The sequence below is a fragment of the Polaromonas sp. P1_G2 genome, assembly GCF_056405515.1.
This window is the reverse complement of sequence record NZ_JBFUBY010000414.1, coordinates 1-2542: the sequence shown is the minus strand read 5'-3', so window position 1 is coordinate 2542 and position 2542 is coordinate 1. Positions and strand designations below refer to the sequence as shown.

Genomic DNA, 2542 nt, shown 5'->3' with positions numbered 1-2542 from the left:
GTATTGGGCGGCATTGGTTTTTTGCGCCCTGAACCATTGGTATGCGCCGTGCCCGGGCACAGAGAACCAAAGACTTAGCGTCTATTCAGCGCCCGACGATTGCCTTCCAGTGCCTGGGCTCCACCGGCGTGATCGACAGCCGGTTGCCCTTGCGCAGGATGATCAGGTCTTCAAGCTCGGGCCGCGCGCGCAGCTCGGGCAAGGTGATGTTGGGAATCTTCTTCGTCACTTGCACATCGACCAGCAGCCAGCGCGGCTCCTCGCGCTTGGACTTGGGATCGTAGTAGGGCGACTTCGGGTCGAACTGCGTAGGGTCGGGGTAGGCCGTAGACGCCACACGCGCGATGCCGACAATGCCCGGCTCGGCGCAACTCGAGTGGTAGAACAGCACGCCGTCCCCGACCTTCATCCCGTCACGCATGAAGTTGCGCGCCTGGTAGTTGCGAACACCGACCCAGGGGACTGTCGAGTTTTTCGCCGAGAGCGCATCGTCGACGGAGCACTCTTCGGGTTCGGATTTCATGAGCCAGTAGCTTGTCATGGGGGTGGCCTTGATGGGTGTAATCGAGATGGCTTGATTTTTTTTTGGACAGTTTAATGCGAGGCGAATGAACTTCTCAGGCCTATCAGTTGGTATCGATACGAGAAATAGTGCGTATTCCAGTGCAACACTGCCACGAGTTCCAGTCCAAAACCGCCGCCCATTCCAGTTCAAGGTAGGCGGCTCATTCCAATTAAAATCCGCCGCTTGGGCGGGCTTGCTTCATGGCCTCCAGCCGATCAGACTTTTGAGAACTTGCGTTTGCATTGTTGACGCATTGACTCGCTTTTTAGCTCCCACCCGCTACGAGTAGCCGCTGACCAAGCGATCAAGGATCGCATCTGCTACGGTAGCGGCTTCACGCGGACCATAGGCGGCCTCTATTGACAACTTTTCCTTCAATGACTTCAGCTTTCATAGCTCCGCCGCGAAGGGGCCCCATCAGAAAGTCAATGTAGTAGTGACTACCATCTTGATAGGGAGCAATGTTTGCCTCACCCATTTCGTGTGATTCGTTCGCTTTTACTTTCAGCTTGTTCTCGGCAAAGAGCTTGAACGACACTAGCTGACGGCACTCAGTGCTTCTATCAGTAATGAGCCATGCCTTGCATACAGGGGTATGCGGTTCATCTTCGTCAATAGACATTGGCTCATGCATAGCTACCCAAACGCCGCGCTCAAGTTGAGCAGGATGGTTCTTCGACCAGTGTTGCTTGATGAAATCAAGAAGAGTTACTTCATTGTTCATGATTTGCGTGCCGAAAAAACACTATCGAATGCTTGGGGTAAAGACGAACAAAATTGCGGCGTCTTCTATCGGGGACGCTCGTTCATTTTGGGTTTACCCAGTGACGAACGGCCTCGCCCTGGTGATTCACGTAGATTGAAGTTTGACCACCAAATTGGCTTTGGCAAGCACCAATGACCCAATGCTCGGGACTCAGCGTCAACGAGAAACCCGGGCGCCAAGGCAACGAATTTTCCATGGCGTAGGTGCGAGCGACAGACATTGCAGCAATAGGATCTAGAGACGCTACTTCGGGAATGACATTCCCATTGGTTTGGCTGACTCGAATGATGCGCTCACATTCAGCTTGAATCTGCCATTCGCCGTTGTCAAGTTCGAGCCAGTACGGTGGTTGCCATGGCCACCCCCGGTCACGCGCAGAGATGCAAGCAATCCTAAATGCTTCGATTTCGTCTGTAACCATATGCGCCGTCTAGCAGACGGGGATAGTTGAGCTGCTAATCACTATAGCTCACCGCTRGCGGTGGAATATGCGGTGGTGCAGGAGAAGGATGTGCCGGTACCCAACAAGCTGGTGACGGCCTGACGAGAGCGTTCCTGGTGCGGAATGGTTCGACACATCCCTCGATGAAATTAAGTCGATCATCGATTTCACAGGCTCCATCCGCCAGTGACAGCATTGGCCGTTTACTAGGGAGCGCTCTAGTCGGTGTGAATTACGGCTTTTGCAGCGCGTGCGTCAATTGTGAATCGCTGCGAACGACTTTGTGGGCCTACCGCACGACGCCGTCTTTTCTCATCTGGGCAAATACTCGTCCCACAAGTGCCTTGCTGCAGTCTCCATAGTTGCCGCATAGGAAAGGATTCAGGTTCTCGTGTTTGGTGACGGCCGACCACGTCTGTTTGTACGCGTTTCCTCCGACTTTTTCAAACAGGCTGAAATCCCAGGCCGTATCCCCATTCCAGCCAAGATCCCGGTTGCCAATAACTTCGGTTCGCTTGGTGAAAGAAAGGGCCTTTATAACTAGAACTGGTTGGTTGGAGGAAGGGTAGGGGATACCTGAACGTAAGGCTTTGACAGAGATTACTTCGACTTTTGCGTCGATTCCCGCTGCCTCTGCTTCACTACGAGCGCTTGCTACCAAGTGGTCGATGAAGCCCTGGTAGTCGGCGGACTTTGATGCGAAAGGCACGGAGCCCTTGTAGGAGGAAAAAGCTGCGCTGATTACGTCGTTGTCGATCAGTACCACCAG

4 protein-coding genes are annotated in these 2542 nt (G+C 53.7%); all 4 read right to left on the bottom strand.

The window, feature by feature from the left end:
* Positions 1–85: 85 nt before the first annotated feature.
* A complete protein-coding gene (locus tag AC1D0P_RS24485) occupies positions 86–541 on the bottom strand; it encodes an EVE domain-containing protein (RefSeq protein ID WP_477679109.1) in 456 nt (151 codons plus the stop codon).
* Between the two features lie 358 nt (positions 542–899).
* Positions 900–1289, bottom strand: coding sequence for a hypothetical protein (locus AC1D0P_RS24480; RefSeq protein ID WP_477679108.1), 390 nt, complete (start codon positions 1287–1289; stop codon positions 900–902).
* A gap of 82 nt (positions 1290–1371) precedes the next feature.
* On the bottom strand, positions 1372–1752 hold the full coding sequence (locus tag AC1D0P_RS24475; protein WP_477679107.1) for a hypothetical protein: 381 nt from the start codon (positions 1750–1752) through the stop codon (positions 1372–1374).
* Positions 1753–2062: 310 nt separating this feature from the next.
* Positions 2063–2542 (bottom strand): hypothetical protein (locus AC1D0P_RS24470; protein ID WP_477679106.1); only part of this gene is annotated, 480 nt, incomplete at its 5' end.